Origin of the sequence: Methyloligella halotolerans (assembly GCF_001708935.1) — a bacterium.
Taxonomy (GTDB): Bacteria; Pseudomonadota; Alphaproteobacteria; order Rhizobiales; family Methyloligellaceae; genus Methyloligella; species Methyloligella halotolerans.
The window spans coordinates 277,665-301,146 of the sequence record NZ_MASI01000003.1 but is presented as its reverse complement, the minus strand read 5'-3'; the positions used below and the strand labels follow the sequence as shown (position 1 = coordinate 301,146).

The following is a 23,482-nucleotide window of genomic DNA, read 5'->3' as shown; positions in this document are numbered from 1 at the left end:
AGTCCAAAGACGCGGTCGCGCCGCACTTGGAAAGCTTTCAGCTCGACGATCTGAAGATCGCCTATCTGGAGGAAGGCGCCGGGCCGACCGTGCTCATCGGCCATTGCTCCAGCGCATCCCACAAGGAATGGCTGCCGCTGATCCATCGGCTGCATGAAGACTGGCACTTTCTGGCGCCGGACTTCATCGGCTATGGCCGCTCGGACGCGTGGCCCGTCCATCGCCCCTTCTCCATCGACGGCGATGTTCGCGTGTTGACCGAGCTCGCCGAGAAGGCCGAGGGGCCCATCCACATCGTCGGCCATTCCTATGGCGGCGCCCTGGCCCTTGAGGCGGCCATGCGCCTTGGCGAGCGCGTCAAGAGCCTCTGCCTGATCGAGCCCGTCTCGTTTCATCTGCTGCGTCAGGAGCGGTGTCCGGAATGGAAGGAGATCGACCGCCTCGGCGTGCGCGTCCTGTCCGCCGTGGCCGATGGCGACGACCGCCGCGCCGCCGCGGCCTTCATGAGCTACTGGCTCGGCCGCTTGCGCTGGTTTCTTGCGCCCGATCGCTTCAAGCGTGCGATCGCGGCGACCATTCCGAAGGTGGCGCTGGAATTCACCGTCGCCATAGAGGCGGAGACCACCTTGCAGGACTACGCGAAGGTGCAGGCGCCCACCCTGCTGATCGCCGGGGGCAAGACACGGGCACCGGCCCGGCGCGTCGTGGAGATGCTGAACGAGGCCCTACCGAACACCGAGCTTTCGGTCATCCCCCGCGCCGGCCATATGAGCCCGTTCACGCATCCATCCGAGATCGCCCGGCTGGTTCTTTCCCATCTCTCTGATCATCAGTGAACTCGCCCTGGTCGGCGAGATCCTGGATGTCCTGGGCGAAAAGCTCCTCCAGCTCCTTCGCCGAGGACATGACGTTGGCGCGCATCTTCTCCACGTCGCTCCAGTATTGCCGGTCGTCATACAGCCGACGTTCGTCATGGGCCTTGAACGTGTCGGTCAGACGTTTCACCTCGCGCGGGCTCAGGCCGAGACCGCCCAGCACGCCGCGGGTAAGCTCGAGCGCCGATAGGAACGTCTCGCGCTGGATATCGGTGATGCCGAGCTCCATGAGTTGATGTACATGGGTCCGGTTTCGGGCACGCGCATAGATCGGCAGATCCGGGAAGTTCTGGCGCACCGTCTCCGCCACCCGGACCGAGGCCTCCACGTCGTCGATGGCGAGCACGAAAGCCCGCGCCTTGTCCGCCTGAGCCGCCCGCAGGATGTCGAGCCGCGCCGCATCGCCGTAATAGATGTTGCTGCCGAAGCGGCGCACGAAATCCACCTGGGTCACGCTGATATCGAGGGCCGTGAACGGGATATGCCTGGCGCGCAGCACGCGGGCGACGATCTGACCGAAACGTCCGAACCCGGCCACGATGACATGGCCGTCCGCCTCTGGCGGTGTTTCGTAGTCAGGGGCCTCTTCCTTGAAATATCCGCGGATCATGTCGTCGAGGCGCAGGAGAAGCGGCGTTGCCGCCATGGACAGCGTAACGGCGAGCGTCAGGAGATTGCCAAGCGGTGTATCGATGACCCTCTCCGCGACCCCGGCCTGAAACAGAACGAAGCCGAACTCGCCGCCCTGGCTCAACACCAGGCCGAGCCGCACGGCCGGTCCGTTCGAAAGTCCCCACCAGCGGCCGAGGAGATAGAGCACCGCGGCCTTGATCGCGATCAGTCCGCCGGCCAGCCCCAGGATCAGAATCGGCTGATCGAGCAGGATGCTGAAATTGACCGTCATGCCGATGGCCAGGAAGAAGAGCCCCATCAGCAGCCCCTCGAACGGGGCGATATCCGCCTCGATTTGATGGCGGTATTCGGAGTCGGCGAGCAGAGCGCCGGCGATGAACGCCCCCAGGGCGGCCGAGAGACCGGCCTCCTCCATGACGAGTGCCACGCCGACGACGGTCAGCAACGCCGTGGCGGTCATGGCCTCCGGCACATCCGTGATCGCGACCAGCCTGAATACCCGGGCGAGCACGAACCGGCCCACCACCACCACGCCGACGATGGTGCCGATGGCAAGGGCCGCGGCCTGCAAATCCATCTTGGAGCCTTCGCCCATGCCGACGGCGAAGACCGGGACGAGAGCGATCAGCGGGATCGCGGCGAGGTCCTGAAAAAGCAGCACCGTGAAGCCGAGGCGCCCGTGGCGGGACGTCATCTCCCCCTTCTCGTTCAGGATCTGAATGGCGAAGGCGGTGGACGACAGCGAGAGCGCAAGGCCGATGAATATCGCCTGGTTGATGTCGAGCTGGAACAGGACCGCGCCCACGCCGAGCAGGATGGCGGTCGCCAGAAGCTGCATGCCGCCAAGCCCGAAGATGGCCGAGCGCATGGACCAGAGCCGGATGGGGCGAAGCTCCAACCCGATCAGGAACAGCAGCATCACCACACCGAGCTCGGCGAAGCTCAGAATGTTCTCGACGTCGTAGAGCGAATAGATGAGGCCGAGCCCGAACGGGCCGATCAGCACGCCCGCGATCAAGTAGCCGAGCACCGAGCTGATCTGCAGCCACCGGCCGAGCGGCGCAGCAAACGCGGCCGCCGCCAGGAAGACCGCCAGCTTGAGCAGCTCCTCACCGTGCATCGTCTAGACTACCCTCGTTTGGCAAATTTACCCTCGACTCTCTGGCTATCACGTCCTGCCGGAAATCGGGACCGGGATTAATCGAAGCACCTCGTCTCGCGCAACAATGAAAAAGGGGCCCTCATCAGAGAGCCCCTTTCTGAAAACAGTGGAACTGTCCGCTCCGGACTAGTCGGCCCAGTTCTTCGGACGGATGATGTTCACGAACGGCGCACGCACGCGAACGTCGTTGCCCTGGGTGTCCACATCCACGAACGGCGCGCGAACCCGGCTGCCGCTGGCATTGGTATCCACATCGGCGCCCGGCGCACGAACATGCTCGCCCGAACCGTCGACGTAATAGGTGTCGTCGCGGCGGTTCCTGAACCACCCGACCTGCTGGACATTGGCCGTGTGGGCGCGCTCGGCGGGGAGCGAAACGCCCGCGCCCGGCGCAGCCGCGGCCGGCAATGCCCACGCGGCCGTAAGAGCGGCGGCGGAAGCCATGAGTGTGAGGCGACGAATCGTCATGCTGAAAACTCCTTCATGCTTGCGCTCGCTCTCGCGCCGAGAACGGAACGCATTCTCTTAAAATACAGAAATCAAAGGCGCTCGCGTCAGTGCTAAAGCCACCCCTTCCGCTTCCAGTAGATATAGGAGCCCAGGGCGCAAAGCACCATGAGACACAGGGCGAAGGGGTAACCGAAAAACCAATCGAGCTCCGGCATATGTTCGAAATTCATCCCATAAATTGACGCAATCGTGGTGGGCGGAAGAAAAATCACCGCAGCAACCGAAAAGATCTTGGTGATGTTGTTCTGCTCGATGGTGATCATCCCGAGCACGGCATCCAGTAGGAAGACGATCTTGTCGGTCAGGAAGTTCACGTGATCCGACAGGGAGCTGACATCGCGCGACGCGGTCCGGATCCGCGTCTTCAAGAGCTTGTCCACCTTCCGCTCATTGGCCGTATAGGCAAAGAAAGTCATCAAGCGACCCAGAGAATGCACGCTGTCCCCGGCCCGCCAGGCGAGATCGCCCTGCTGGCCGACGGACCGCAGCACCTCGTCCAGCCGGCGCTGCTTGGTGACTGCCCGCCCCCTTATCTCGAAGATGGTATGGGACAGGGCGTCCACATCGCCCTGGATCCGCTCGATGGCATCCGCCGTCCGGTCGATGATCGCTTCCAGCAGCAGAAGGAGCACGACGATCCCGCTGCTCGGCGGCGCGTTCTCGTAGCGCGCCCGGTCCACGCACATTTCGAAGGCGCGCGGATTGGCGTATCGCAGGGTTATCAGCCTGTCCTCGGCGAGCATGAAGGTCACCGTGGTCACAGCAGGCTGCGGCTGGAACACCTGATACATGATCGTCGCGGTCATCACGTCCGTGCCGTTCTGCTTGTAGAGCCGGCTCGACACTTCGATCTCCGCCTGCTCCGCCCGGGTCGGCACATCGACATTCAACGTCTCTTCGACCCAACGCGTCTCCTCGGCCGTCGGATCGTTGAGGTCGAGCCAGACGACCTTGTCGGTGAGCGCCGGCGAACCCTCCTGGGTCGCGAGCCCCTTCTCGGCCGTCTCGAAGATGGTGAGCATGGCAGGCTCCTCGGATGCCTGGGCAAGTCCCGCTTGCCGCTATCGATAAAGATCCGCGCGGGTCGGCGGAAGTTCCGGCACCGCCCGCGCCCGCTTGCTGGCCAGGGTCTGATAGATACGCAAGGAGCCACGCGAGAAAGACAGCGAGACGCCGGCGAGATAGGCCAGCCAGATGCGCGTCAGCTCCGGCCCCACCATCTCGATCGCCTCGTCCCGGCGAGCCGTGAGCCGCTCGCACCAGATCTTCGTCGTGCGGGCATAGTGGCGCCGCCAGGCCTCCACATCCTGCACCTCGAACCCGGTCTGCTCCATGGCCTGGACCGAATGGCCGATATCGTCCAACTCGCCGCCGGGGAAGATGTAGCGGGTGATCGCCTTGTGCTCCGGCCGCTTGCCGAACCGTCCGCCCCGCTTCTTCGCGCGCCGCGAGATGGCGTGGTTCAGGAACAGCCCGTCATCCGACAGAAGGCTCCGCATCTTGTTGAAATACCCGGGGATATTGGCCAGGCCGATATGCTCGTACATGCCGATCGAGGCGATCTTGTCGTACTCGCCCGTCAGATCCGCATAGTCCTTCAGCTCCACCGTCACCTTGTCGCCGAGCCCCTTCTCCGCGATGAGCTGCTTGGCATGGTCGAGCTGGCGTTCGGAAACCGTGATGCCGTGGGCGGTGACCCCGAACTTCTCCACCGCATAGGTGACAAGCCCGCCCCATCCGCAGCCGATATCGAGAAACCTGTCGCCGGGCTTCAGCCGCAGCTTCCGGCAGATCATCTCCATTTTGTCGGCCTGCGCCTGATCGACTCCGCCCTCCCAGCTCGTGAAATACGCGCAGGAGTACTGCATCCGCGGATCGAGAAAGAGCCGGTAGAAATCGTTCGAGACGTCGTAGTGGAACTGGATGAAATCCTTGTTCTCTTCCTTTTGTCGCCCGTGGCCTGAATCATCGCCCTCGTAGCCGCGCGTCGCCTCAGGCTTGTCGCCGGGCGCAAAAAGGAACGGCAACAGCATGCGTGCCACGCCAAGCTTGCCGAGATGCTTCAGCCGCGCCCGCGTGCTCTGGTCCTGGAGTTGCTCGCCGAAATCCACCAGCGTGCCGCCTTCGATCCCGATGCGCCCCTTGGCGTAGAGTCGGATCAGACGATCCAAAGTCGGCCGGCGCAGCAGCGATGCGATCACCCCCGGCCCCGCGATGGTCAACCGCAGGGGGCTCGTGACCGATCGCCCGAGCGGCACGGTCGAGCCGTCCCACAGCTCGACGGACGCATCGATCTCCAGCGCATCGCCGATCGTCTCGATCAGGCGGCGGATGGCCTTGAGCTGCTTGTCGGATTTTTTGGAGCCGGTCTCTTGCTGCACCACTTCGTCCCCCTGGCAAAGTTGGCCGTAACGAAGCATGGGCGGGGGAGTCGGGCAAGCGGCACTATGGCCTCACCGACAGAGACGCGAGCTAATTCTTCCGCACGATGCAGGGGACGCCGCCATCCTGCAGCTTGGCGCAGAGCTTGTCCGCATCGTCCCGGCTGTCGGCCGGCAGGCGGATCGAATAGAACAAATCGGTGCCCATGCTGAGATCGCAGGTGGCCACCGCCGTGGGCGTCATATCGCCCAGCAGCTTCTCATGGCTCTTCTGCAGATCCTTGAAATCGTCCATGGCCTTGTCGCGGTTGAAACCGCTGGCCACCTCCGCCCCCCAATCCGAAAGCCCGGAATCGGGGCCGTTGACGAAATCCTTCGCCTTCTCGGCACTCACACAGGGCGTGAGCTGACCCGCGGCGTAGTTGGGCTCGGCCTGCGCGCTCGAAACCGCGAAGCCGATGGCCAGCGCGAGCGCGGTCGCGACACCGAAATTGAACCTTGTGCATCTCATGGGATCACAATGCCATGGCTTCCGCACCGAGGCGAGGGAATCGCAAAATGCCCGTAAACAATCCGCTACGCGTCGCGTCATCCATGCCCAAGATTGTCGTATTCCGGTCGCGCCTTCCCGCTTAATATCCGAGCCGAAACATCGCACCGGAGCGCGCCCATGGCCTTCCACGTCAGCGGCTGGGCCTTCGACTTCGCTAACTGTCGTCCTCGACCTCCGTCTGAGGCCGGTCGTCGCCGCGCGACAGCTCCTCGTGCCACTTGCCTTTCGCATCTTCCCACTGGATCGCCGTGGTGGAGCCGCCGAGCTGCTGCTCCGCCGCCGCACGTTTCGCCGCGCCCAGCGCCGCATCGTGGGACGGGAACGTCTCCGAATAGACATCGCCGAGCTTGTAGGCCCAGCCGCCGTCGTGCTCGACCACGTGATAGGTGATTTTCGTCATGGGTTTCGATGCCTCCTCCCGAACAATCACACGCAAGGATAAGGCGGCGAAACGCTGACGCAAAGCGCGGGGTTCCGGCCGCCGGCCGGTGCGGCCGCATCCATCAAGGAGAATTGGGATGGTCCTCGGTGTTTCGCTTCAGACGTTTACGCTCATTCACGTCGTCATCAGCCTCATCGGAATTGCCGCCGGCCTACTGACCCTGTTCGCGATGATCACGTCGGAACAGCCGAGCCGGTGGACCGGTCTGTTCCTCTGGTCGACTCTCCTGACCAGCATCACCGGCTTCCTCTTCCCCGTGACCACCCTCACACCCGCGATCATCGTCGGGATCATCACGACGACCGTCGTGGCGATCGCGCTGGCGAGCTACTACCTCTTCCATCTTCGAGGGCATTGGCGCTGGATCTATGTCGCATCGGCCCTGTTCGCCCTCTACCTGAACTGCTTCGTCGGCGTAGTGCAGAGCTTCCAGAAGATCGGACCGCTGAACATGCTGGCCCCGAACGGCAATGAGCCGCCCTTCATGGCGGCCCAAGGCGCATTGCTGCTCGCGTTCTTGATGCTGGGATACCTGGCGCTCCGGCGCTTCCACCCGGAGCGGGCGCTGGGCGCCTAGCCCTTCACCCACGCCGCCAGCTCCCGCCAGGGCGCAAGGTCCCAGCTCTTGCGGGCCGCGCCCGAGGGTGATGGCAGGATGAAGAGCGCCGCGCCGCCGGGTCCTGTCTCGGCCTGGAGGCCGTAATCGATCTTGGCGGCCGGCAGCTTCAGCCAAAAGGCCCCGGCGCCCTTCGACGTGAAAGCGATAGCGCGCGGGGCGGCCTTCTCCATCTTCGCCTCGAACGCGGCGAGATCGTCGGCCGTGGGCTTCACGTTCCGCTCTTTCTCGCCGGCGACTTTCACGAGATCCGTGAACCCGAAGCCGAGATCGAGCGCTTCTCGATAATCCTCCGGCTGAAACAGCCGCGGCGTCAGGCCGATCTCATAGAGCGTCGGCCAAAACTGGTTGCCCCGTCCGGCGAAATAGGCCCCGGCCTTCGCCGAGCACCCGCCGGCTTGCGCGCCTGCGAAGACGATATCCAGCCCCGGCGCCAGCAAATCGGGAAGCTGCTCCTGTCTCGCATCCAGCGCCACACTCATCGCCACATCCCTCCAGAGATTGCCTTCTTCGCCCGCTTCTCATTGAATGAGTCGCGTCTCGTTGAAAACCGCAAGGCCCGTTCCATGCTTCGCATACCCATAGCCACCGCCCCTGCTCTGCTTCTCCTCGCCGTCGGCCTGAGCGTCCCGCCGGCCCTCGCAGATGAGGCGCCGAAGATCGAGGAGATCTTCACCACAATGGCGGAGCCTGAGAATGCGGATACCGCCAACCTCCTAGATCGATTGGACGGCAAGACCGTCTATATCGACACCGTGAATGCCGACATCGCCATCGACGAGCATTACCGCATCGCGGAAGAATGCTTCCCCACCAAGAGCGCCGAGGATCCGCTTCGGCGGCGAGATCAAAGGCGAGGTGATCCCGATCCCAATCGAGGGCAAACCGGATTGCAGCGTGAATTTTCAGATCATGGCCGATGACGGAAAGGCCTATCCGCTGAAGGGCCGTGGCACGGGCATAGTCAGGATCCAGGTGAAGGACACTTTCGAAGTCAGCAAGGAGGTGGCCGACGGCCGCACCGTCTTCCACCTAAAGCCTGTGCGATAGGCTAACGCCCGCCCTGGGTCACCGGCCGGCCGGCCCCCTGTGCGGCCCGGTCCACGCATTCGCTCAAGGACGCGAAGACCGATTTGGTGACCACAGCATTGTCACGGAAGCCGTCCCGCTCCATCAGCGCCGCGTGCAATGCCGGCAGATTGTAGAACGGCACGCTGGGATACCAGTGATGCTCGATGTGGTAGCCGACATTGCAGGGCAGGATGAAGATCCGTTCGATCAGCGTCGGAATGGTGCTCCGCGTGATCGCGTATTCCTCTTCGTCCGCTTCCACCCCGCTATGCTCGCAGATCAGCCGCACATACTGGACGACGATATGCCAGGTGCAGAACGGCACGATCCAGTAGAGCAGAAATGCGGTCCAGCCGCCGAACACGGTGAGCGCGATTGCGACCCCGCCATAGAAGGCGAGGCGCGCCGCGCGCATCCAGCCCGGCGACGGAACGAGCGTCGAGCCGATCAAGCCACGCACGATCCAGAACAGACCTGTGAGGAAAAGCCCCCGGCGCAGCAGCACCAGGAAGAGGCCGAACCGCGTCTTCGGGAACTGCCAGTCAGGCGCCAGCTCGCCCGCCGCATCATGGGTGTACCAGATATGCCGATTCCCATCGTCGGGCAGGTTTGTGTACTGGTGATGGGTCGCGTGGAATTTCCGGAACGCCTCCACCGAGGCGAAGGTCGGCCACATCATGAAGAGGTTGGCGAAGAGATCGTTCTGCCAGCGCGACTTCAAGGTGCGGTAATGGGAGGCGTCGTGGCCCAGGATCAGCAGGGCATGCTGCCGCGCGCCGATGAACATCACCGCGACCAGATAGAGCGCCCAGTTCCAGTAGAGGGTGCAGAGCACGATCGCCAGCGCCATTCCGGCCCACTGGGCCAGCGTCGCGCTCACCGCCTTCCAGGGCTCCAGCTGCGACAGGGCCTTCACGGCCTGCGGCGGCAGACGCTCCGGGACAACCCGCGCGGTATTGTGCGGATGCTCCACCGAGGCGTTCTTGGAGATGTCCTCAGCCGGGATCTCCTCCCGCAAGTAGGCGAGCGCGCGTTTGACCTTGGTGAGATCGGGCATTGGGGCCTCTTCCGTCTTATCGATTTTGTCCGCCGCGTGAGTTGCAGAGCCTGGACCCTACGCCTCGCCTGTGTCTAGACCTTGACGGATAAAGAGAATTTCCGGCTCCTGAGCCGGCGCGCCTTCAGATGGCGATCAGCACCACCCCGATCACCGCAGCCAGCAACCCAAGCCCACGGTACCAAGGCATGGGTTCGCCCAGCACGAGCACGCCCAGCAGCGCCCCTCCGACGATGAACATCCCGTAGATCGGGATGACGATATTGGACGGTCCGAGGGAGAGCGCATGGAAGAGCGAAAAGACGGCGACCGTCAGCGCGAGCCCGCCTGCGATGGCCCAGAGCAGCGGCGGTCGTTCCAGCTCGAAAACGAGGCTCTTCAGCTCGCCCCGTCCGGCGACTACCATGATGGCGGCGACCGACACGATCGTCGTCGAGACCGCCAAGACCATGTAGGTCGACGCGCTGCCGCTCCGCTCGGCCAGCTTCACGAACAGGGTCATGAAGGAATAGCCGAGCATGCCGAGCAGCGCCCATAAAACGTATGTCTGCATCGCGTCCCCCCGAGGCTCATCTCAAGCTCGGAGGAAGGATAACCCGATCCTGCCGGAGGCCCGTAAAAAAGGGCCGCCGGAAAGACCGGCGACCCTTGATCGCGTCAGATCTGAAATTCAGACCTGTTATGGGCAGTACCAAACCGGCCCGAACGCAAGGCAGCCGCGGCGGCTCCACCCATAGGGGCGATAGCTGTAGCGGTTCCAGCCCGGGGGCGGGCGCCGATAATAGTTATGGCGGTAGTAGCGATCCCGGTCGTAGCGATAATGGCGATCGCGATAGTACCGGTCGTGCTTGTAATGCTTGTACCGCTTGTAGTTGCGGTGCTTCCACTTCTTGTTCCCCACCTCGACCAGCATGCCGGCGGAATCGCCGTGGGCGACGGCCGGGGTTACGGTGAGGGAGGTCGCCTGGGGCGCGGCTTGCGCGCCTGTGAAGGCGAGAAGCGCCACGGTCATGGCGGCGAGTACATATTTCAACACGTGAAATCCTCTCGAGGGTTGGGTCCTCGGCATTCGGCGATGCTCGGCACGCGGAACACCTATCGCGCAATTATGGCGAGAGCCGCTCTCCCATTCGCTTAAGCCGGGATGGATCGCCCTGCCAAACTGGCGAACTGATGAAGAGGGCGTTTAGGCGCTTCCCATGGCGGGACGCGTCGGCAGCTGAAATGCTGAGAGAAAGGCTGCGGGAGCGAACTCCGGCAGCCCTTTCTCCCAACGCGAAACGTTCGATCTACGGGCAATACCAGACGGGACCGATGGCGAGACAGCCGCGGTCGCGCCAGCCATAGGGCTGATAACGATAGCTCCGCCAGCCGGGAGGCGGCCGGCGATAATGATGATCGTAATAGGCATGGCGACGCCGGTCGTGATCCCACCGGTCGTGGTGACGGTGGTGGCGGCTGTAGCGCCAATCGTCATCGTGGCGCCAGTGCTTGACCGGCGTCACCTCGGCGCTCACAGGCCCGCTCTGCACGGCGGGCGTCACGCGGATGGTCGTTGAATCGGCCGTTGCAGCGGTGGTCGCCATGGCGCCCGCGACAGTCAGGCCGATCGCAGCAAGTATAGGCTTAAGCACGTCAATCTCCTCCCTGAACGTGGGATTCCGGGAAGAGCGCTAACGGCCAATCGGACCGTGGACACTTCCCGTCCTCGACGGCCAATAAACCTGCCCGCGTTGAAGCTGGTTCCGGCAAAGAATGGGGTTTTTCAGAGGCTTATCCGCCCCGATCTTGCCCAAGTTTCGGCGCCGCGGGCACATCGTCGAGCGTATACACCAGAAACTGGCCGATCGCGCCGATCAGCATGAAGAACGCGCCGCCGATGAAAAGCCAGACGGCGAAGGTCTTCCAGCTTTCGAAACTGGGCAGGAACATGATGCTGCCGATGAAGAAGGCTGTGTTCCCCAGCAGGCCGAGCGACAGATGCACCCAGCTGTATTTGCAGACCAGAAGCCTGATCAGTTCGGTCATATCCTCCTCCCTCCTTGCCGAACGTAGCGTTCTATGGCGCACTCACCCGTGCACCGGGCCTTTACCTGAACCATGGGAAGCTGCGGGGCAAGCCAAGCGCCGTCGAAACGTCAAGCGCCGTCGAAACGCGATCGCATTCAGGCGCGCGCCCGGAGGAATCACATGTCCAGCTTCGCAGCCCGCACCCTCTCCTCGTCTCGCAGTCCGGCGCTGTCTCGCATCGGCTTCGCCGTTGTGATCCTGGGTCTCCTGGGCCTGGCCCTGCCCGCCGCCTGGGCACCGGATTCTGCCGCGGCCGAGTCTCGCGCAGATGTTCAGAACGCGGCCGCGAAACCGAGCCAGAAGGGCGATGGAGAGCTTCTCGAAACGCCCGTGGTTCCCATGCCGCCCCTGTTCACGCAAGCCGACATCGACCGCGCCAAAGAGGCTCTTCCGGGTTTCGTGACGGAGACCATGGAGCGCACCGGCGTTCCGGGCATCGCCGTCGGCGTGGTCTATAAGGACAAGGTGATCTTCGCCGAGGGCTATGGTGTTCGCGAGGTGGGTAAGGACGGCAAGATCGACGCCGACACGGTCTTTCAGCTCGCCTCCGTGTCGAAGCCCATCGCCTCGACCATCGTCGCCAAGCTGGTCGGCGACGGCATCGTGAGCTGGCAGGACACCGCGAAACGTCACAACCCGGCCTTCGCCCTGAACGATCCTTACGTCACAGCGAACGCCACGATCGCCGATCTGCTCTCCCACCGGAGCGGCCTGCAGACCGGCGCCGGCGACCTTCTGGAGGATCTCGCTTCGACCGCGCCTATATCCTTTCCCATCTCGACCAGCAGCCGCTGGATCCCTTCCGCGCCACCTATCACTACAGCAATTTCGGCTATACGGCGGGAGCCGTCGCGGCCGCTGCGGCGACCAAGATGATCTGGGAAGACCTCGCCGAGAAAATGCTGTTTGAGCCCGCGGGCATGACGACCGCCAGCTATCGGCACGCGGACTTCCTGAGCCACGAGGACCGCGCCCATATCCACCATCGCTTCGCCGGAAACCGCTGGGAAGCCGTCTACGATCGCGATCCGGACGCCGAGGCGCCCGCCGGCGGCGCTTCCGCCTCCCTCAATGACATGCTGCGCTTCACCAGGCTCCAGCTCGGTCAGGGCAAGCTCGACGGTAAGCAGATCGTCGATGCGGACGCCCTCGCCGCCACCCACGTGCCGCAGGTCATCCCTGGCCCACCATCGTCGCCCGCGGCCAGGGCGGGCTTCTACGGCTATGGCTGGAACGTCTCCTACGATGATCAGGGCCGGGCGCGGATCGGTCATTCCGGCGCCTTCGAACTCGGTACCGCAACGAACATCACCTTCATGCCCGGCGAGGATCTCGGCATCGTCGTCCTTACGAACGGCATGCCCATCGGCGTGGCCGAAGCGATTGGAGCCGCTTTCCTGGATGTCGCCGAGAATGGCCGCGTCACCGTCGACTGGACCGGCTTCATGGGCCGCATCTTCGATCAGATGCGCGCCGCCGAATCGCCGAAGGTCGACTATGCGAAGCGGCCCGAGATTCCGGCGCCGGCGCAGAAGCTGACCCGCTATGCCGGGCGCTACGCCAACGGCTATTACGGCCCTCTGACCGTTTCGGAGGCCGGCGAGAAGCTTTCCATGACCTTGGGCCCGGCGGACGCTCCCACGGTCTTCGCGCTCACCCATTTCGACGGCGATACCTTCACCTTCGATACTATCGGCGAGAATGCCAACGGCCTGGCAGGCGCGATCTTCACGTTCGGGAAGGACGGCAAGGCAGCCAGCGTGGTCTTGGACTTCTACGACCGCACCGGGCTCGGCACCTTCGTGCGGAACTGACGGTGAACATGGCCGTCCACAAGTAACCCGAGAGTCATGCGATTGCCGTATAGTCCCGTCAGGACCGAGTTCCTCAACACCATCGCTTAGAGCGCCCGTGCTTCCCTCTTCGATGACATTGCCGCGTTTGAGAGCCTTCGCCAGCCTATGCCTGGTCGCAAGCCTCCTCGCCTTCGCCGTCCCCGGCGTCGCCACCGCCGCAAGCCCGCCGCCCGGCGTCCAGCCAAGGCCGTCTACGCCATGAACGCCGACACCGGACAGGTCTATTACGAGAAGAAACCGAACGAGCGCTATCGCATGCTGTCCATCACCAAGCTCCTCACAGCCGAGGTGCTGATGGACGCCCTGAACGGCGATCTTTCGGATCGGATTTCCATCCAGCAGAGCGACCTTGCCCCCGGCTCCACCGCCGAGCTCAAGCCCGGCGACGTCTGGAGCGTTCAGGATCTCCTCTACGGCATGCTCCTGGTCTCCGGAAACGATGCCTCCAACGCCATCGCCCGTTACGGCGGCAGCGTGATCCTGGCCATGGAGGGCCGCGGCGGCAACGGCACGGAGCGCTTTCTCCAGGCCATGCGCGACAAGGCCAGGACCCTTGGCGCAAACCAGACCGAAGTCGCCGATCCCCACGGTATGTCCCGCTACAACGTTTCCACCGCCCGGGACCTCGCCCTGCTCGGTGCGAACGCGTTCCGCGATCCGCGGCTCCTGCCCTACTGGCAATGCACCCAGCGCACCGTCCAGATCGGCGGACCGAACCCGCGCGCCAAGCAGATGAAGGACATCATCGAGATCGTCGGCGAGCCCGGCATCGTCGGCGCCAAGACCGGCTCCTATTTCTCAAAGGGCCTCTACAATCTCATCGTCGGCTGGCGCGCCCCCAACGGCCAGACCATCGTCATCGTGGTGCTGGGCGCTCCGACCCATCCGGCCCGCTATGACGACGTGCGCCTGATGATCGATCGGCTGCCGAGCGATTATCCCGAGATGAACCGTCCGACATCCATATCGGACCCCGCGCCCCCTCCGTTCAGCGCCGAGTGCCGCTAGGCTGCCTCACCGCGAGTTGATCGAATCGTCTCTGCCAAACCGCGCGGGAAAGGGATAAAATGCTCCGATGCAGTCGCTTTTCCGCATTCTGGGCGCCACCCTGCTCGCAAGTTTTGTCCTATTCGGGGGCCTCGCGCTTCAGCCTGGCTCCGCGCCCGCGCAGGACGACGGCATGGAGATCTGCACTCAGGACGCGATGATCGTCTTCGACGCCTCCGGCTCCATGGCGGGCGCAACCACTCAGGATATCTTCTCCCCGATGACGCGCATCCAGGAGGTGCGCGCAGCACTCGCCGAGGTGCTCCCCAACGTCACCCAGTTCCGGAAGGTCGGCCTCATCACCTACGGGCCCGGCCCCCATCTCCAATGCAACGTCGACCTGAAGCTGCCGCCGATCGCTCACGCGGCGAAGCCCATCATGGCCGCAGTGAACGGTCTCGATGCGGCCGGCAAGACGCCGCTCTCGACAGCGGTGGAGAAGGCGGCGGAAACCCTGAACTACCGCTCCAAGCCGGGCGTCGTCGTGCTCCTGACCGACGGAGAGGAGACCTGCGGCGGCGCGCCCTGTGAGCTCGGCAAGAGGCTGCGGGCCACAGGCGCCGTCACCGTCCACGTCATCGCCTATCAAATGAAGGCCGTGCAGTGGATGGGCCCGCAGAGCGTCCTCGACGTGCAATGCCTGGCGAAGCAGACCGGCGGCCGCTACGTCACCGCCCAGACCCATGAAGATCTGGTCCGCGCCTTCGAACGCGCCCTGGGCTGCCCCCTGGTCGGAAGCGCGCAGACGTCACACCGCGCCGTTCATTAGCCGCTTATCCCCGGCGCGCCGTCAGAGCGTATCCTCTGACCCATGGACAGCGTCGCGCTCACATTCCGGCTCTACCGGCTCAGTTGGCAGATCAAAGCTCAAGCGGTTGAGGCCAGCTTCCGGCGCTTCGTCCGTGCCTGCAAATACAACCCCAACCAGCCGCGCGTCCTCGCCGGCAACGCGGACGGCGGTCAATGGACCGATGGCGATGGAGGTGGGGCGGCCGCAGAGCGAACAACCGAGGAGGCAACGCCTTCAAACGCTGAAAGAGTTACAGACGACTTTGCTGGCGGTGAGGATCGCATTGCGGGCGGCTTCGATGATGAAGATATGGGAACGACCGTCGAAAGCTTCGTTGCCATGCGATGCAAGGCCTTCATCCATGAAGTGTTGCCTGGCCAATTCTACGATAAGACAATCGGTGAAGTTGGGGCGTTGGCAAAGGCTGGAGACCCGATGGCAAGACGTTGCATGAAACTTTTGAGCCGGGGCAAATATCGCAAGTAGAGGACCCCAATGACCCTAAACGGCATCCAGGATCTCATCCCCTTCCTGAACTATCTGAAAGACCGCAAGCTCTATTTCCAGTTGGAGCATTCGAGCCATGAGACTTTCACCGTGTCGATCCATCTGATCGGACATCGGGTGGAGGTCGACTTCTATGACGACCATGTCGACTACAGCATCTTCTCAGGTGACGAGAGCGTCCTCGACGATCAAAAGACGCTCTTTGCCATGCTGGAAGAGCAGAGCGCGTAGCACTCAACTCTTCTCGACTTGCCGATTCCAGACCAACAACCGATAGTGAGTCATGGGCGCTGCCAACGATAATGACGAACAGCTGGAGTATTACCGCCTGCCGGGGGAGGTCAGCCTCTCCGAAGCGGCGCTGGAATACGCCCGCGAATTCGCCGAAGCCCTGAGCGCCACCGGCCCTAGAAGCAATTGGCTCGTCTCCATCGACTGGGGAACGACCCGCTCGACGCAATACCCCGATGGCACTGTAGAGGATCATGGCCCGGGGCTGAATCTCGGTGGCGACCGGCGCGAGAGGTATCCCGCCGCTGCGCTGCATGACGGGAGCGGCTTCCAGTTCGCTATCGCCATCCCGAACGAGGTCTTGGACGCGAGCGAGAAACGCCTGATCGACTACGATCCACCCGTCTTCGGAAATCTGATCGTGCGCTGAAAGACCGTCGCATGTCCCTTGCGCTCAACGACATCGGAGACCTCCTGCACTTCCTCAACTACCTGAAGGACAAACGCTTCTGGTACACCCTGGAGCACCAGCGCGACGATGGCATTTTGGTCCTGATCCCGCTGATCGGCATTCGGCTTGAAGTCGAGTTTCTGGTGGACCGGGTCGAGTACAGCGTTTTCACCGGCGACGAGAGCGTGCTCGACGATTACCCCGCACTCTTCGAACTGCTGGAAGAGCACAGCGCCTAGCCCACCGTCATCCCGGCGGAAGCCCAGATCCAGCAGCCCTGGATTGCCGGGGCATGCCCGGCAATGACGAAGGAAGACTTGCGGCACAGTATCCCCGCCCGCTTTTCGCCCCTTCCGTGCCATACCCTTCTTCGTTGAGGCCTTGCGAATGATTCGCGGGTCCCGAGCGGCAACATCCATGGGGCTGATGCGTTGAACAGCGCGAAAGTCCAACAGAGGGGGGAACGCGCCATGCGCATCGCCAGCATTTTCCGGAATATCTTCGTCGCCACCTTCGTGCTCGCCACGGCGCTCGGCGTCGGTCTGCCGTCGGCAAAAGCCGACACCGGCACCGTCCAGCTCACCATCCTGAAGGGCGGCTGGATCATCGGCGGCTCCGGCGGCCGGGGAACGCTCACCTTCAAGGGCAAGACCTATCGCCTCGGCGTCGGCGGTCTCGATTACGGCCTGATCTTCGGCGGCTCCAGAACCGTTCTCAACGGCACCGTGGAGAACATCCAGAGCCCGTCCGACGTGGCCGGTGTCTACGCCGCGGCCGGTGCCGGCCTGGCGGTCGGCGCGGGCGTTCGCGCCATCGTGCTGACGAATCCGAAGGGCGCCGTGCTGAAGCTGGAAGGCCGCCAGGTCGGCCTCATGGCCAATGCCGATCTCAGCGGCCTCGCCATCACGCTGAAATAAGCGACCGGGCTCGACAAAACGCGGAGGCGTGACATGGTTCGCGCCTCCGCCCGGCTCCTCCGCTTGCACGGCGCTTCTCCGGCGCTTGCCGGAATGGAGCCGATCCCCTAAGCGAGACCACCGCTTGGCGGCCGCCTCCCATGATCAAGGGGAGAGCCCGCCCCCTCCCGACACCGGCTTGGCGCATCTCCCAAAGGTTTTTGGGACATATTGTCGCGCGGGATCGGGCAGGTCTGCCATTGGCAAAATTTCCCCGAAAAGCGCCCAATTGTCAGGTTGCCGCACGCCGGCAGCAAACGCGTCGGCTGCAAAGACACCGGCGCGTCCAAGACAATGGAACAACGTGTTCGGGAGGAACGAAAATGACCAAGACATGGGTCGCCGTCGCCGCAATTCTCATGCTTTCGAGCTCCGCCATGGCCGCCGAGTGGGGCGAAAGCTTCACCGAGCTCGACGCCGACGGCAGCGGCTCCATCAGCCGCGCCGAGTTCAACAAGCTGTCCGACGTGATCGGCGACGCGACCTTCGCGCCGACCTTCAACGCCCTGGACGAGAACAACAGCAACTCGATCAGCAAGGCCGAGTGGGAAAACGGCGCTTCCATGAAAGAGGAGTACGGCACCCGCTTCCGGGAATGCGACAAATCCTGGTGCTAAGCCGGCCATAGGACCAAGCGCAACCGGCGTCGGGCGAGACGCTGGAGGCATAGCGAAAGCAAGAGGCGAACGACAAGACGCGAACGGCAAGACTCGAACGGCAAGACTCGAAAAGCGAGTGTCTGGATCCGCTGACCCGACTGAGGTGAGCGAGTCCGGGCGACGGGCGTCCGGTTCCGTGGGAGCGGCCGGGCCCCTCGCCCACCAGCCTGCCACGCGGCCTGCCTCCACGCCGTTGCCCGCTTCGCCGAACGGACTGAAGACGACCCCGAGACCCGGCAGCCACCCCTGCCCGGTTTCGGGGCGTTTTCGTTCTTGGCGCACGAGCCCGGCTCTCCCCTGGCTCTCTCCCGGCCCTGCCCCAGGCACCTGCCTCAGCGAAGACGCTTCGCGATCTGCAACGCGAGCCACGACCCCATGATCGTGAGGAGCATCACGCCGGCATAGGCGATCGACCGCGCCGGGTGATGGGCGGTGGCCAGAGGCCCATTCAGGTGCAGCCGGGGAAGGATCGCCTCCAGGATCACCGTGCCGAAGGTCAGCCCGAGGAAGCCGCCGATCAGCGCGCAAAGCAGGCTCAGGATCCAGCCGATGGTCCCTCGCTCGTTCGTCCAGGCCTCGTGGGCGCCCACCGCCAGCATGGCGAGAAGAAACAGGAAGAATAGCGTCATGGGACCGCCGACGCTCGCGGCGGGTATGCCCCCGACAAGGTCGAGCGCTACGATTCCGACGACGCTGACAAGCGCGATGATCCACATCGCTCCGCTCCTCTCACGCCTCCTCGCCGGGCGGCGATCTGTCCCCCGAAGGCCGGGACATGTGGAAAGAGCAGCCGTTGCCGTTAGCAGCTGAAATCGTTTGGCCCGATACTGGGGCAAGTCAACAGGAAACAAGTCAACAGGAAAGAAGCGGGGGAGCCGTGTACAAATCCTACGACCTGAAGCGGGCCTTCCTGATCTTCATCGCCGCCTGCGTCTGCGTGATCGCGCTTCTCTACGGCGTGAATCCGGACTGGTTCGCCAGGACCTTCCTTGGGCAAGGCACCGCCGGGCCTGCAGGCGGCACCGCAGCCGGGGCAGAGAGCTTGAGCGTCAGCACCGCCCATATCCTCAGGGCGGTCATGGGGCTCTACCTGGCGCTCGTCGCCTTTTGGCTCGCCTGCGCCATCACGGACAAGCACAAGAACGCGGCCATCCTCACTGTCATGGTCTTCGCCGGCGGCCTCCTCGCTGGCCGCCTCCTCAGCTTCGCAATCGAAGGAATGCCCGACCCACTGCTGATCGTCTACGCAGGGCTGGAGGCCTCGGTGCTGCCGCTGGCGTGGTGGGTTTGGCGCCTGCCGGAGTGAGGGGGGCAGAGCGGAGGCTTCGACGAAGCGAGTGGCATCCGTCGGAGAAACCAACGCTGCACAGTTCACTGCGGACAGTCATTTAAGATGCGCAGGCCGCAGACAAATCGAGCACCAGACGGAAACGTTGATGAGAACACTCAGACGGTCTTGACCACCGCACCGACGAGTTGAATGATCCTTCGGCCTTCAATCTAAGGAGGCACGCGCAATGACCGCCAGTGGAATGTCTCATGCCAAATTTTGATGACGTCACGATCGAACAGTTGTTCGGAGCAGAAGACGCCGAAAATGAAACTCCCGAAAGATTCAAAGCCTACTTCTTCTACAATAAGGCGTACGAAAGTGTCATCGCACCGTTGCCCATCCGCATTCTGGTAGGTCACAAGGGCGTCGGAAAAAGTGCATTACTGCGTCACGCTTATCTTGCTGACCAGGAACAGGGAAGGTTAGCGGTCTGGATACAACCTAACGATCTGGTTCCCCGAATATCGGGAGTACAATCCAAAGAATTCAACGAACTTATTGAGGAGTGGAAATTAGGGCTCGTTGAAGCTGTAGCCGATACAATATTGAAGGACCACCTCGACTCCCACCTGACTACAGAAGACTCTGGCGTACTAAAAAAGGGCGCTCGTGTTATCGTGGACGTCATCCAGAGCCATTTAGGAAAAATTGCTAAAGAGCAGCTTAGCACGGCCAAGACGAATATTGTCGAGCGATTTATTCAGAACGGAAACGTACACGTATATGTTGATGATATCGATAGAGGATGGGCAGCCTCGAAAGATAACATCCAAAGTATTTCCGCACTACTCAATGCCATCAGAGATCTAGCTGGTTCTCAGAGCAGGATGTCGTTCAGAATCGGTCTTAGGACAGATGTATATTTTCTGGTTAGAACTTCAGACGAGTCCACTGACAAAATCGAACGACACGTAATATGGCTAGACTGGACGAATCACGAGATACTTGCCGTAATGGCGAAGAGAATCGTCACATATTTTGGCGAAAATACGTCTCAGAAAGACATCCTTGCTATGACGCAGAAGGATATATCTCAAGAAATACTATCAAGGGTTATCGTTCCTAGGTTTGAGGGAGAAGGCCACTGGAGCAGACGATCCATCCATAATGTCCTTCTTTCGCTCATTCGTAAGCGTCCCCGGGACCTTGTGAAGTTGATGCATGCCGCCGCGCGGAACGCCTACAAATCCGGAAACAAAATTATATCATCGTCTAATTTAGAACAGGCTTTTGTTGGTTATTCCAACGATAGACTTCAAGATATTGTCAACGAATTCAGAAGCGAACTCCCAAATATAGAAGCTTTACTTTTAAATATGCGTGCAACGAAGAAGCAGCGGCGAACGGCAGAAAGTTTTCTATTTACGACAGATCAGCTGACAACAAAACTAAAGGAAGTAATTGGACATACGACATTGATATTCTCGGGAGGACGGCGAGTTTCAGCCCAATCGCTGATACAATTTATGTATAAAATAGACTTTATAACTGCCAGGCGCGAATCGCCAGATGGTAGAATTGATCGACAGTATTTTGACCAGAGTAGATTCCTTGCTAATGAATTCGTAGATTTTGGTTATGACTGGGAAATCCACCCGGCGTACAGATGGGCACTGAGTCCCCAAAATATTCAGGAGGTAATAGACTCTTTGGGAAAGTAGAAGATAATTCCCTCACATAGCCCCCCACACACACCCCCCTACCCCTTCAGCAAACTCTCCCAATCCGGAGGCACACGGCCGGCCGGGCCGGGGACGGGCTGGTCTTCGGGATGGGATTGCGGGTCCGCCAGCGCCGGGCCTCGGAAGACCTTCTCCGTGCGGTAGTCGTAGAACCACCGCTCGCCGGGCTCGAAGCTCGTGATCACCGGGTGGCCGGTCTCGTGATGATGCTTCGTGGCGTGCTGGTTCGGCGAACTGTCGCAGCAGCCGATATGGCCGCACTGGGCGCAGCGCCTCAGATGAAACCACCAGGCCCCTTCCGCCATGCACTCCTTGCAGCCGGTGCCGCTCGGCTCCGTTGTTGGATCGATACCGTCTCGCTGCTCCACCATGGTCACCTCACCTGTCCGGGGTCACTCCTCCACCGGCACGTAGACCTTCTCGCCCATCTCGCGGAATTTCTCGCTCATCTCGTCCATACCCTCGCGCCGCGCCTGCTCGACCGTCTCGGGGCTTTCCGCCGCCTGATCGCCCTTCAGCTTCGCCGCGTAATCGCGCACCTGCTGGGTGATCTCCATGGAGCAGAATTTCGGCCCGCACATGGAGCAGAAATGGGCGACCTTGTGGGCCTCCTTCGGCAGCGTCTCGTCGTGGAACTGCCGCGCCGTTTCCGGGTCGAGCGAGAGGTTGAACTGGTCCTCCCAGCGGAAGTCGAACCGCGCCTTTGAGATGGCGTCGTCGCGAGCCTGGGCCAGCGGATGGCCCTTGGCGAGATCGGCGGCGTGGGCGGCGATCTTGTAGGCCATCACGCCGGTCTTCACGTCTTCCCGGTTGGGCAGGCCCAGATGCTCCTTCGGCGTCACGTAGCAGAGCATCGCCGTGCCGAACCAGCCGATCATCCCCGCCCCGATGGCGGACGTGATGTGGTCGTAGGCCGGCGCGATATCCGTGGTCAGCGGCCCAAGCGTATAGAACGGCGCCTCGCCGCATTCCTCGAGCTGCTTCTCCACATTGACCTTGATCTTGTGCATGGGGACGTGACCCGGCCCCTCGATCATCACCTGGCAGCCCTTGTCCCAGGCGACCTTAGTGAGCTCGCCCAGGGTCTCCAGCTCGGCGAACTGCGCCCGGTCGTTGGCGTCCGCGATGGAGCCCGGCCGCAACCCGTCGCCGAGCGAGAACGAGACATCGTATTTCCGCATGATATCGCAGATGTCGCCGAACCGCTCGTAGAGGAAGCTCTCCTGATGCCGGGCGAGGCACCACTTCGCCATGATGGAGCCGCCGCGGGAGACGATCCCGGTGACCCGGTCCGCCGTCAGGTGGATGTAGCCCAGCCGCACGCCCGCATGGATGGTGAAGTAGTCCACCCCCTGCTCGCACTGCTCGATCAGCGTGTCCTTGTAGACCTCCCAGTCAAGCTTCACGGGGTCGCCGTCCACCTTCTCCAGCGCCTGGTAGATCGGCACCGTGCCGATGGGCACCGGCGAGTTGCGTAGGATCCATTCCCGCGTGTTGTGGATGTTCCGCCCCGTGGAGAGGTCCATCACCGTGTCGGCGCCCCAGCGGATCGCCCAGACCATCTTCTCCACCTCTTCCTCGACCGAAGACGTCACGGCGGAGTTGCCGATATTGGCGTTGATCTTGGTGAGGAAGTTGCGGCCGATGATCATCGGCTCGGACTCGGGGTGATTGATGTTGGCCGGGATGATCGCCCGGCCCCTCGCCACCTCGTCGCGCACGAATTCCGGCGTGATAAACTCGGGGATGGAAGCGCCGAAGCTCTCGCCGTCGGCGAGCCGCGCGCTTGCTTCCTCGGCGGCCTGCGTTCGCCCGGCATTCTCCCGGTGGGCGATATAGATCATCTCTTTCGTGACGATCCCTGCCCGGGCGAATTCGAGCTGGGTCACCGGCGCGTCGCCCGCGCCGCGGATCGGTTGCCGGAGGTTCGGGAAGTTGCGGGCGAGATGCTTGCCCGAGACGTTGCCGTTATCGACCGGCTTCATGCTCCGGCCGTCATAGGCCTCGACCGCGCCGCGGCTCTCGATCCAGGGGCGGCGCAAGGGCGGCAGCCCCTGCTCCACGTCGATCGTGGCGCTCTCGTCCGTATAGGGCCCGGACGTGTCGTAGAGCCGGAAGGCCGGCATGTCGGGATCGGCGAGGTTGATCTCCCGCAAAGGCACCCGAAGGTCCGCATCGCTTTCAGGCGCGGAATAGACCTTGCGGCTGCCGGTCAGCGGACCGGTGGTGACTTTCGGAGAAACGTCGGGACCTGCGCCTTGCGAGGTCTCGATATCGGTCGGTGAAAATGGCTTGTTCATCGGCAAGCTCCTGTGTGTGAGAGGAGTCTGCCGGGAAAGCGGCTTGAAACGGTTCCCGTCCCTTCGCCGGCGTGACCCGGATCAGGTTCAAAGGGTCACCGCTAGGCGCATCGCTCCGGTCCATCGAACGTCTAGAGATGGACCGTCCGGAGGATGCGATCGCGGCGTCTCAGTCCCTTGCCTGGGACACCCCTCGGAACACAAAGAGAGTAGGCCTCGCCGAGGTGACATTCAACCGGAGCGGAAGGATTGCGGACGCGTTATTTGCGCTCCGGCCGCCCCGCTCACGAAGAGGTAAGA

General features: G+C 62.6%; 31 protein-coding genes and 1 riboswitch. Of the genes, 16 read left to right on the top strand and 15 right to left on the bottom strand.

What is annotated here, in order from left to right; genetic code table 11:
- Positions 1-26: 26 nt before the first annotated feature.
- Positions 27-836: an alpha/beta fold hydrolase gene (locus A7A08_RS07865; RefSeq protein WP_169822955.1), complete on the top strand. Its 810-nt coding sequence runs from the start codon at positions 27-29 to the stop codon at positions 834-836.
- Here the strand turns inward: A7A08_RS07865 and A7A08_RS07860 are convergent.
- The 6 genes from A7A08_RS07860 to A7A08_RS07835 form a co-directional block, all read right to left on the bottom strand.
- Positions 778-2,628 carry a monovalent cation:proton antiporter-2 (CPA2) family protein gene (locus A7A08_RS07860; protein ID WP_069094950.1) on the bottom strand — a complete coding sequence of 617 codons (1,851 nt, stop codon included), beginning with the start codon at positions 2,626-2,628 and terminating at the stop codon, positions 778-780. The two genes, A7A08_RS07865 and A7A08_RS07860, sit on opposite strands and share 59 nt — an antisense overlap.
- Before the next feature lie 168 nt (positions 2,629-2,796).
- Positions 2,797-3,138: a hypothetical protein gene (locus A7A08_RS07855; RefSeq protein WP_141693902.1), complete on the bottom strand. Its 342-nt coding sequence runs from the start codon at positions 3,136-3,138 to the stop codon at positions 2,797-2,799.
- A gap of 92 nt (positions 3,139-3,230) precedes the next feature.
- Positions 3,231-4,202, bottom strand: coding sequence for a magnesium transporter CorA family protein (locus A7A08_RS07850; RefSeq protein ID WP_069094948.1), 972 nt, complete (start codon positions 4,200-4,202; stop codon positions 3,231-3,233).
- A gap of 39 nt (positions 4,203-4,241) precedes the next feature.
- The gene (locus A7A08_RS07845) at positions 4,242-5,561 is read right to left on the bottom strand and encodes an SAM-dependent methyltransferase (protein WP_245290846.1); all 1,320 of its coding nucleotides are present in this window, start codon (positions 5,559-5,561) and stop codon (positions 4,242-4,244) included.
- A gap of 91 nt (positions 5,562-5,652) precedes the next feature.
- On the bottom strand, positions 5,653-6,072 hold the full coding sequence (locus A7A08_RS07840) for an SPOR domain-containing protein (protein ID WP_069094946.1): 420 nt from the start codon (positions 6,070-6,072) through the stop codon (positions 5,653-5,655).
- Between the two features lie 196 nt (positions 6,073-6,268).
- Positions 6,269-6,514 carry a DUF2188 domain-containing protein gene (locus A7A08_RS07835; protein WP_069094945.1) on the bottom strand — a complete coding sequence of 82 codons (246 nt, stop codon included), beginning with the start codon at positions 6,512-6,514 and terminating at the stop codon, positions 6,269-6,271.
- A 118-nt stretch (positions 6,515-6,632) separates the two neighbouring features.
- On the opposite strand from A7A08_RS07835, the gene A7A08_RS07830 reads away from it, so the two are divergent.
- Positions 6,633-7,133 (top strand): hypothetical protein, encoded by a 501-nt coding sequence (locus A7A08_RS07830; RefSeq protein WP_069094944.1) that lies wholly within the window; start codon positions 6,633-6,635, stop codon positions 7,131-7,133.
- Here A7A08_RS07830 and A7A08_RS07825 read toward each other — a convergent pair.
- Entirely contained in the window at positions 7,130-7,654 is a 525-nt protein-coding gene (locus tag A7A08_RS07825) for a mismatch-specific DNA-glycosylase (RefSeq protein ID WP_069094943.1), read from the bottom strand. The two genes, A7A08_RS07830 and A7A08_RS07825, sit on opposite strands and share 4 nt — an antisense overlap.
- Positions 7,655-7,738: 84 nt before the next feature.
- On the opposite strand from A7A08_RS07825, the gene A7A08_RS07820 reads away from it, so the two are divergent.
- Together A7A08_RS07820 and A7A08_RS16235 are read left to right on the top strand one after the other, a co-directional pair.
- Positions 7,739-8,095: a hypothetical protein gene (locus tag A7A08_RS07820; protein WP_069094942.1), complete on the top strand. Its 357-nt coding sequence runs from the start codon at positions 7,739-7,741 to the stop codon at positions 8,093-8,095.
- Positions 8,085-8,222 (top strand): hypothetical protein, encoded by a 138-nt coding sequence (locus A7A08_RS16235; protein WP_169822954.1) that lies wholly within the window; start codon positions 8,085-8,087, stop codon positions 8,220-8,222. The genes A7A08_RS07820 and A7A08_RS16235 overlap by 11 nt, the downstream gene beginning before the upstream one ends.
- A gap of 1 nt (position 8,223) precedes the next feature.
- Here the strand turns inward: A7A08_RS16235 and A7A08_RS07815 are convergent, their stop codons facing one another.
- The 5 genes from A7A08_RS07815 to A7A08_RS07795 form a co-directional block, all read right to left on the bottom strand.
- Positions 8,224-9,300, bottom strand: coding sequence for a fatty acid desaturase family protein (locus A7A08_RS07815; protein ID WP_069094941.1), 1,077 nt, complete (start codon positions 9,298-9,300; stop codon positions 8,224-8,226).
- 124 nt (positions 9,301-9,424) lie between these two features.
- Positions 9,425-9,853, bottom strand: coding sequence for an EamA family transporter (locus A7A08_RS07810; RefSeq protein ID WP_069094940.1), 429 nt, complete (start codon positions 9,851-9,853; stop codon positions 9,425-9,427).
- 126 nt (positions 9,854-9,979) lie between these two features.
- The gene (locus A7A08_RS07805) at positions 9,980-10,336 is read right to left on the bottom strand and encodes a hypothetical protein (RefSeq protein ID WP_141693901.1); all 357 of its coding nucleotides are present in this window, start codon (positions 10,334-10,336) and stop codon (positions 9,980-9,982) included.
- A 253-nt stretch (positions 10,337-10,589) separates the two neighbouring features.
- On the bottom strand, positions 10,590-10,934 hold the full coding sequence (locus tag A7A08_RS07800; protein ID WP_141693900.1) for a hypothetical protein: 345 nt from the start codon (positions 10,932-10,934) through the stop codon (positions 10,590-10,592).
- Positions 10,935-11,073: 139 nt separating this feature from the next.
- Complete coding sequence (locus tag A7A08_RS07795; RefSeq protein ID WP_069094937.1) at positions 11,074-11,328, bottom strand: YrhK family protein; 255 nt, start codon at positions 11,326-11,328, stop codon at positions 11,074-11,076.
- A 162-nt stretch (positions 11,329-11,490) separates the two neighbouring features.
- On the opposite strand from A7A08_RS07795, the gene A7A08_RS17340 reads away from it, so the two are divergent.
- The 10 genes from A7A08_RS17340 to A7A08_RS16230 all read left to right on the top strand — a co-directional run bounded on the left by A7A08_RS17340 (position 11,491) and on the right by A7A08_RS16230 (position 17,825).
- Positions 11,491-12,246: a serine hydrolase domain-containing protein gene (locus A7A08_RS17340; protein WP_069094936.1), complete on the top strand. Its 756-nt coding sequence runs from the start codon at positions 11,491-11,493 to the stop codon at positions 12,244-12,246.
- Positions 12,135-13,184: a serine hydrolase gene (locus tag A7A08_RS17335; protein WP_342586641.1), complete on the top strand. Its 1,050-nt coding sequence runs from the start codon at positions 12,135-12,137 to the stop codon at positions 13,182-13,184. The genes A7A08_RS17340 and A7A08_RS17335 overlap by 112 nt, the downstream gene beginning before the upstream one ends.
- A gap of 147 nt (positions 13,185-13,331) precedes the next feature.
- Positions 13,332-14,234, top strand: coding sequence for a D-alanyl-D-alanine carboxypeptidase family protein (locus A7A08_RS07780; RefSeq protein ID WP_083226568.1), 903 nt, complete (start codon positions 13,332-13,334; stop codon positions 14,232-14,234).
- Positions 14,235-14,301: 67 nt separating this feature from the next.
- Positions 14,302-15,042, top strand: coding sequence for a vWA domain-containing protein (locus A7A08_RS07775; protein ID WP_069094933.1), 741 nt, complete (start codon positions 14,302-14,304; stop codon positions 15,040-15,042).
- Positions 15,043-15,084: 42 nt separating this feature from the next.
- On the top strand, positions 15,085-15,549 hold the full coding sequence (locus A7A08_RS07770; RefSeq protein ID WP_069094932.1) for a hypothetical protein: 465 nt from the start codon (positions 15,085-15,087) through the stop codon (positions 15,547-15,549).
- A 9-nt stretch (positions 15,550-15,558) separates the two neighbouring features.
- Positions 15,559-15,801: a hypothetical protein gene (locus A7A08_RS07765; RefSeq protein ID WP_069094931.1), complete on the top strand. Its 243-nt coding sequence runs from the start codon at positions 15,559-15,561 to the stop codon at positions 15,799-15,801.
- 52 nt (positions 15,802-15,853) lie between these two features.
- Positions 15,854-16,231, top strand: coding sequence for a hypothetical protein (locus A7A08_RS07760; protein ID WP_069094930.1), 378 nt, complete (start codon positions 15,854-15,856; stop codon positions 16,229-16,231).
- Positions 16,232-16,242: 11 nt separating this feature from the next.
- Entirely contained in the window at positions 16,243-16,491 is a 249-nt protein-coding gene (locus tag A7A08_RS07755) for a hypothetical protein (protein WP_069094929.1), read from the top strand.
- 231 nt (positions 16,492-16,722) lie between these two features.
- Positions 16,723-17,169, top strand: coding sequence for a hypothetical protein (locus A7A08_RS07750; RefSeq protein ID WP_069094928.1), 447 nt, complete (start codon positions 16,723-16,725; stop codon positions 17,167-17,169).
- Positions 17,170-17,531: 362 nt separating this feature from the next.
- Complete coding sequence (locus A7A08_RS16230; protein ID WP_069094927.1) at positions 17,532-17,825, top strand: EF-hand domain-containing protein; 294 nt, start codon at positions 17,532-17,534, stop codon at positions 17,823-17,825.
- A gap of 374 nt (positions 17,826-18,199) precedes the next feature.
- On the opposite strand, the gene A7A08_RS07740 is transcribed toward A7A08_RS16230, so the two are convergent.
- Positions 18,200-18,583, bottom strand: a complete 384-nt coding sequence (locus A7A08_RS07740; RefSeq protein ID WP_069094926.1) for a hypothetical protein — start codon at positions 18,581-18,583, stop codon at positions 18,200-18,202.
- 161 nt (positions 18,584-18,744) lie between these two features.
- On the opposite strand from A7A08_RS07740, the gene A7A08_RS07735 reads away from it, so the two are divergent.
- The gene (locus tag A7A08_RS07735) at positions 18,745-19,173 is read left to right on the top strand and encodes a DUF4345 domain-containing protein (RefSeq protein WP_069094925.1); all 429 of its coding nucleotides are present in this window, start codon (positions 18,745-18,747) and stop codon (positions 19,171-19,173) included.
- A gap of 233 nt (positions 19,174-19,406) precedes the next feature.
- Positions 19,407-20,861 carry an ATP-binding protein gene (locus A7A08_RS07730; protein ID WP_069094924.1) on the top strand — a complete coding sequence of 485 codons (1,455 nt, stop codon included), beginning with the start codon at positions 19,407-19,409 and terminating at the stop codon, positions 20,859-20,861.
- A 38-nt stretch (positions 20,862-20,899) separates the two neighbouring features.
- Here A7A08_RS07730 and A7A08_RS07725 read toward each other — a convergent pair whose 3' ends face one another.
- Together A7A08_RS07725 and thiC are read right to left on the bottom strand one after the other, a co-directional pair.
- Positions 20,900-21,253, bottom strand: coding sequence for a UBP-type zinc finger domain-containing protein (locus tag A7A08_RS07725; protein ID WP_069094923.1), 354 nt, complete (start codon positions 21,251-21,253; stop codon positions 20,900-20,902).
- Between the two features lie 21 nt (positions 21,254-21,274).
- Positions 21,275-23,182, bottom strand: a complete 1,908-nt coding sequence (gene thiC, locus A7A08_RS07720; RefSeq protein ID WP_069094922.1) for a phosphomethylpyrimidine synthase ThiC — start codon at positions 23,180-23,182, stop codon at positions 21,275-21,277.
- A 41-nt stretch (positions 23,183-23,223) separates the two neighbouring features.
- A riboswitch (TPP riboswitch) is annotated at positions 23,224-23,386 on the bottom strand.
- Positions 23,387-23,482: the final 96 nt, after the last annotated feature.